Here is a 4,861-nt window from a genome sequence, read left to right as displayed (position 1 = left end):
AAAAACTAGTTTTAACGTTATAAAAACTAGTTTTAACGTTATAAAAACTAGTTTTTAAGCTTGTAACTAGTTGATTGTCAGCGCTCACAGAGCGCGCAAAATAGGAAAGTAATTAAAATAATTAAATAAACGTTTAGGGGGTTTTTTAGGGTGAAAATCGAAGATTTTTGACCTGAAAAACCGAAGATTCCCCTATATCTGGGGAACTGGAAAGTCCACGAGAAAACGGATTATTAATAAAAGATAGATGTTGCGGCCGCTTCAAATTGTCATATTAAAGTAATGTTATCCTTATTATCAGTGCTTTATATAAAAAGGTAACAAATTGCATAGTCTATTCCCTGCGCTCGGGGGTGGCTTGCGTGCTTCGCCACGCTCTACCGCCCTTCGGTTGGTGTCTTTTAGTAAAAAAACGTATATTTGTGTACTATTTTGGTACACAAATAATAAAATATGTTAGTTATCACATCAAGAGAGTTCCGAGAGAACCAAGCGAGCTACTTTGACCGAGTGGACAAAGGGGAGGAAATATTAATCCAGCGAAAAAAAAACAAGTCGTATAAAATCGTTCCTGTCACGGAAGACGATACACTGATGAGTAAGGAAGAATTTTTCGTCAAAATCGATAAATCTTTACAACAGGCCAAAGAGGGTAAAAGATATTCTATGAAAGAGGGTGAAAGCTTGGACGATTTTTTAGATAGAATGGGTGCAGATGTACAAGATTGATTATACTTTAGACTCTATTAAAGACGTTGCTAAGCTGAAAAAATCCGAACCTCAAGCTTATAAAAAGCTGTCTAAGCTATTGGAAGAACTCAAGGAACATCCAACATTCGGGACAGGTCATCCAAAGCCATTAGGGGAGAATAGAGTTAATCAGTGGTCAAGAAAAATAACCGATAAACACCGTCTGGTGTATACAATAGAAGATGAAATTGTCACAGTTCTTGTCCTTTCTGCCTATGGACATTATGGGGAGAAATAACCCCAAACTAGAAACGCCACCATCTTTTTTTCTTTTGTACAGGTTGCTCTTGTTTTTTTGGAGCTTCGAGCAATAGCATAGCTTTCTGTAAGTCCATTATCCGACCATCCTTTTCGGCTAAAAGTTGATCTTTATGCCTTATTTCCTGTTCATATAAAGCCAATTTGCTTGTAAGCTCTAAATGGTCAATGTCCATGGACATATTTTGGTCAGTGTCCAGCTTTTGTCTAGGCTCATCTTGGACACTTTTAACAGGTGGATATGAGGAGAATAGGTAATTTACGTCAACAACAAGTTTATTCTCTATTTTATCTGTAAAGGGCTTACTTTCAGTCTTAGACAAAAATCTCCTTATTGTTTTCTCGCTTTTACCAGTCGCTTTTACTGCTTCTTTGATGTTTATGTAGTTCATCTTAAAATATACATTGTCCAATGGTCAATATTGGACAATGTCTAGGTTATGTCCAACCCTTAAATATAGTGATTTTACCATAAACAGCCCGACCGAAGGAAGGAAAGTCTGCCGAAGGAGACAGGCCGTAAGTGAGCGTAGGAGGGAATCAGTTATCCTGTATCTTGGAAACGGTTTTATTGTATCTTCTCATTCGTCTGTTGAGCTGGTTTTTTGCATATTTTTTTATGCCTTTGATATTTCCAACATAACAAAGAACTTGCCTTGCTCTTTTTGAAATGCAGTCACGTTCAAGCCCATTTACTGGATATTCCTTTTTATCGTTATTCATACTTTTTGATCAAATTCTACAGCTAAAGTTATGTAATATTACAATGATGCATTGCTTAATGAAAACAGTCAAAAAGCAGGCTAGAAAAAAAGAAGCAGATTTTTTAATGGTCCGAGAAAACAGGCAGGTCGAAATTCAGCATCGTCAAAAGAGGTTCACTGGACCTCTTTTTCCTTGCTTCATTCCGCACGAAAAAGCCACGAAGAACCAGCCCTTTGGAGGGGCTGTTTGCTTCTTTGGCGTTTTTCTCCTACCTTTATTTCGTCGGAAAGGTCGAGAAGTGTCGAGCGCCGTACAAAAAATGCTTTACGCGCATTTTTTGACGACTTCGCCTTTCTCGTTTTGTTCCCTACGGTCACAAAATCCTGCACAATGGCAAAAAGAACCGAACGCATCGAGATGCGTGTCACTCCTTACGAAAAAGCGCTGCTACAGCAGCGCATGTCCGAGACGAACCTCGACACGCTTGCGGATTATATCCGAAGCATGACCTTTGGCTATAAGGTTGTCAGCAAGCAGACCACCGAGGAAAAACAGACTTTGGGCGCAATCAAAAACGGCCTGCTCGACCTGCAAAGACTACGCAATCTCATCCATAAGGATGCCAGAGCGGAGCTCCTGCAGGAGCTCGAGGAAGTAATCAAAAACCTAAAAAGCATCATCGATGATAGGAAAATGTAAAGCCGTTGGCGGTAGTTCCGAGGGTATGGACTACCTGTTCAAAGACAAGCTTGACGAGACCAAAGAGCGCGGTTACGAACTCGACAAAAACATGATTTTGGGAGAAAAACCCAATGAAATCATGGCCGAGCTGAAGCAATGGAATGCCGATAATCCCAACGCGAGTGAAATCAAAAACGAGGTTTTTAGCATGGTCTACAGTCCATCAGGCGAGGACGGCAAGAAACTGACGGACGAACAGCTGACCAGACTGGGCAAAGAGTTCATGGAAAAAACGTTGGGCATTGATCCTAGCACCCAGCCGTATTACATGCGGGTGCATGATGACACCAAGAACAAGCACGTGCATATCTACACCTCCCGAACCGACTGCAATGGCAAAACAATAAGCGACAAACACTGTCAGTACAGGGCAATGAACTCAGCCGACCAAATTGCGCAGAAGCACGGTTTAATCCGAGCAAAGGAGGTTATGGAGAACAAGCTCGAGGTGAACAAAGGGGTGAAAGAAGAGATTAAAAACAGCGTGCATCAGATTCTTTCCAAATCAACCTCGTGGGATGATTTCAAAGCCAAAGCAGGAAAAAAAGGCATCGGAATTAAGGAAACCATCAACAAACAGGGCGCTGTCCAAGGCTATCGGATACAGGTCGGAAAATTCGATTTCAAAGCTTCCGATATCGACCGAAAAATAACGCTTCCCAAGCTAGACCAAGTGTTCAAGCAGAACGTCATGAGCCTAGCCAAGGATTTAACCCGAAATATAAGCAGAGGATTCAGCAGATAATCATGGCAAAAATCAAGACTACAGCGCACGAAGACCAATTGTCGGTCATTGCGCAGGAACTACAGCAGACGCAGGAAATCGTAAGGAATTTGGGATCGACTGTTTTCAAAATGACGCAAAATCAAGCCGTATATCAAAAGATTCTAGAAAATGAGCGTGTAGAGTCGTCGAAATCGGTAAAGTCCGTTATATCGCAGGAAATTAGCTCTCTGAACAAGATAACAAGAGATATTGTTTCCCTCGAGCAACGAGCGAACGAGAATATTCAAAAAACGACTTTAAAAGCCTTAAAGGAGATAAAAGATGCCGTACTGGCGAAAAACAAAGCATCGAAGCAGATGATCTGGATGCTCGGGATCTGCGGGATCCTCGTTGCCCTGGTCACTATCGCTCTCCAGGTCACTCGGAGTTTTGACAAATCCACCATAATCGGCGCCATCGAAGAAAAGGCAAAATACGAATCTCTCATGTTCGATTTAAAGCAATGGGCGAAAGAAAACCCACGGGATGCAAGAAGCTTCAACCAATGGCTAAAAGATAGGGCAGAGCAGTAAAAACCTTGCCTTTTTATTTCTTTCTTTTTAGTTTTTAGGCAATACCCCTTTTTTCTGATAAGAACCGATGATATATGCTGTAGCATTATCTACTTTTATTTCCCCTTTTCTAGCACGCTCATTAACCTTTGCTACAAAGTCAATAAATTTATCGTAACCATCCTTAACAATCAATCTAGCGTATTCTTCGCTGATATCGTAAGACATGATGTTTTTTACATTCTTTTGGAAATCTATAGGTTCTTTATAATCGATTTCCAGTTGCTTTGGATTGTTTTTTGATGTGCTAACATAAATCTGAATATGTGTAAAAGAGCGACCACGCTTGAAAAGTTCATAATCAAAACTGATATCGGTATGCTCATTGATTTGCTTTTTAGCTTTATCTAAAACATCAGCTTTAAAAGCAGAGATTCGTTCATATTGTTCAACACCTTTTTTATCCACCAATCCTAGCATTTGTTTCAGTTCTAGAATAGGAATTGCTTTTGGAAATTTACCAACTGCACGCCATTGGCAGGCAATCATATAAAGCCGTTTTGCATAGCTTGAAGTACAGGCTAGGACAGATTTTAATTGAAAATGTGTGAAATTATTCCTTAGTTCGAAGAAGTAAGGAAGCGCGACTTCTGATAACTTAACTTCAATCGTCCGAGTTCCTTTGAGGTAATCAAAATATTGAAATAAGACAAATTGCCTATATCTGTCCTCTGTTTCGACTTCAAACATCCGAGTAAGTAACTGTTCTGTACTATTGGTTAGCTGTGATATGTTCCATTGGCGACCGGTAATTAATTCAATGTCTTTCGTATGTATCTTATAGTTTGTTTCCCCCTCTTTTAGAGAAGCTAAAACCATAAAAACAATATCTAGCTGACAAGCTGTAAAATCATATCTTCCCGAAGTTATAGCGTTATGTTGCTTATAAATCTTTTCTCCGACTTCTTTCGCGTCTTGAATATTCATTAGTTCCATTTTCCGTCTATCCATTGATTAATATTCGAAGATACAAAAAACTAGACATCAAAACAAGATATGTTTTTTATACAGTACTTTAACGTTATAAAAACTAGTTTTAACGTTATAAAAACTAGTTTTAACGTTATAA

Annotated in this window: 8 protein-coding genes; 5 read left to right on the top strand and 3 right to left on the bottom strand. The window is 39.5% G+C overall.

Going from position 1 to position 4,861, the window contains the following annotated elements; genetic code table 11:
* The first annotated feature begins 453 nt into the window (after window positions 1-453).
* Window positions 454-729 carry a type II toxin-antitoxin system Phd/YefM family antitoxin gene (locus tag FM107_RS05250; protein ID WP_086947471.1) on the top strand — a complete coding sequence of 92 codons (276 nt, stop codon included), beginning with the start codon at window positions 454-456 and terminating at the stop codon, window positions 727-729.
* The gene (locus FM107_RS05245; protein ID WP_086947470.1) at window positions 716-988 is read left to right on the top strand and encodes a Txe/YoeB family addiction module toxin; all 273 of its coding nucleotides are present in this window, start codon (window positions 716-718) and stop codon (window positions 986-988) included. Before FM107_RS05250 ends, FM107_RS05245 begins: the two co-directional genes overlap by 14 nt.
* A 7-nt stretch (window positions 989-995) precedes the next feature.
* Here the strand turns inward: FM107_RS05245 and FM107_RS05240 are convergent, their stop codons facing one another.
* Both FM107_RS05240 and FM107_RS05235 read right to left on the bottom strand, forming a co-directional pair.
* Window positions 996-1,400 (bottom strand): hypothetical protein, encoded by a 405-nt coding sequence (locus tag FM107_RS05240; RefSeq protein WP_086947469.1) that lies wholly within the window; start codon window positions 1,398-1,400, stop codon window positions 996-998.
* A 148-nt stretch (window positions 1,401-1,548) separates the two neighbouring features.
* A complete protein-coding gene (locus FM107_RS05235; RefSeq protein WP_086947468.1) occupies window positions 1,549-1,731 on the bottom strand; it encodes a hypothetical protein in 183 nt (60 codons plus the stop codon).
* Between the two features lie 372 nt (window positions 1,732-2,103).
* Here FM107_RS05235 and FM107_RS05225 point away from each other — a divergent pair, with 372 nt between their 5' ends.
* The 3 genes from FM107_RS05225 to FM107_RS05215 are packed head-to-tail and all read left to right on the top strand — an operon-like array spanning window position 2,104 to window position 3,753.
* Complete coding sequence (locus tag FM107_RS05225; protein WP_086947466.1) at window positions 2,104-2,412, top strand: hypothetical protein; 309 nt, start codon at window positions 2,104-2,106, stop codon at window positions 2,410-2,412.
* Window positions 2,396-3,199: a relaxase/mobilization nuclease domain-containing protein gene (locus tag FM107_RS05220; RefSeq protein ID WP_086947465.1), complete on the top strand. Its 804-nt coding sequence runs from the start codon at window positions 2,396-2,398 to the stop codon at window positions 3,197-3,199. The genes FM107_RS05225 and FM107_RS05220 overlap by 17 nt, the downstream gene beginning before the upstream one ends.
* A 2-nt stretch (window positions 3,200-3,201) precedes the next feature.
* Complete coding sequence (locus tag FM107_RS05215; RefSeq protein WP_086947464.1) at window positions 3,202-3,753, top strand: hypothetical protein; 552 nt, start codon at window positions 3,202-3,204, stop codon at window positions 3,751-3,753.
* Between the two features lie 27 nt (window positions 3,754-3,780).
* On the opposite strand, the gene FM107_RS05210 is transcribed toward FM107_RS05215, so the two are convergent.
* Window positions 3,781-4,719: a replication initiation protein gene (locus FM107_RS05210; RefSeq protein WP_218778926.1), complete on the bottom strand. Its 939-nt coding sequence runs from the start codon at window positions 4,717-4,719 to the stop codon at window positions 3,781-3,783.
* Window positions 4,720-4,861: the final 142 nt, after the last annotated feature.

The sequence above is a fragment of the Sphingobacterium sp. JB170 genome, assembly GCF_900163865.1.
Classification (GTDB): Bacteria; Bacteroidota; Bacteroidia; order Sphingobacteriales; family Sphingobacteriaceae; genus Sphingobacterium.
The sequence above is the reverse complement of the archived record's forward strand: the minus strand, read 5'-3'. Positions and strand labels throughout refer to the sequence as shown.

Excerpts from the sequence above, each read along its gene's own strand:
- FM107_RS05250 (WP_086947471.1), top strand. The coding sequence starts at position 454 with ATGTTAGTTATCACATCAAGAGAGTTCCGAGAGAACCAAGCGAGCTAC.
- FM107_RS05245 (WP_086947470.1), top strand. The coding sequence starts at position 716 with ATGTACAAGATTGATTATACTTTAGACTCTATTAAAGACGTTGCTAAG.
- FM107_RS05240 (WP_086947469.1), bottom strand. The coding sequence starts at position 1,400 with ATGAACTACATAAACATCAAAGAAGCAGTAAAAGCGACTGGTAAAAGC.
- FM107_RS05235 (WP_086947468.1), bottom strand. The coding sequence starts at position 1,731 with ATGAATAACGATAAAAAGGAATATCCAGTAAATGGGCTTGAACGTGAC.
- FM107_RS05225 (WP_086947466.1), top strand. The coding sequence starts at position 2,104 with ATGGCAAAAAGAACCGAACGCATCGAGATGCGTGTCACTCCTTACGAA.
- FM107_RS05220 (WP_086947465.1), top strand. The coding sequence starts at position 2,396 with ATGATAGGAAAATGTAAAGCCGTTGGCGGTAGTTCCGAGGGTATGGAC.
- FM107_RS05215 (WP_086947464.1), top strand. The coding sequence starts at position 3,202 with ATGGCAAAAATCAAGACTACAGCGCACGAAGACCAATTGTCGGTCATT.
- FM107_RS05210 (WP_218778926.1), bottom strand. The coding sequence starts at position 4,719 with ATGAATATTCAAGACGCGAAAGAAGTCGGAGAAAAGATTTATAAGCAA.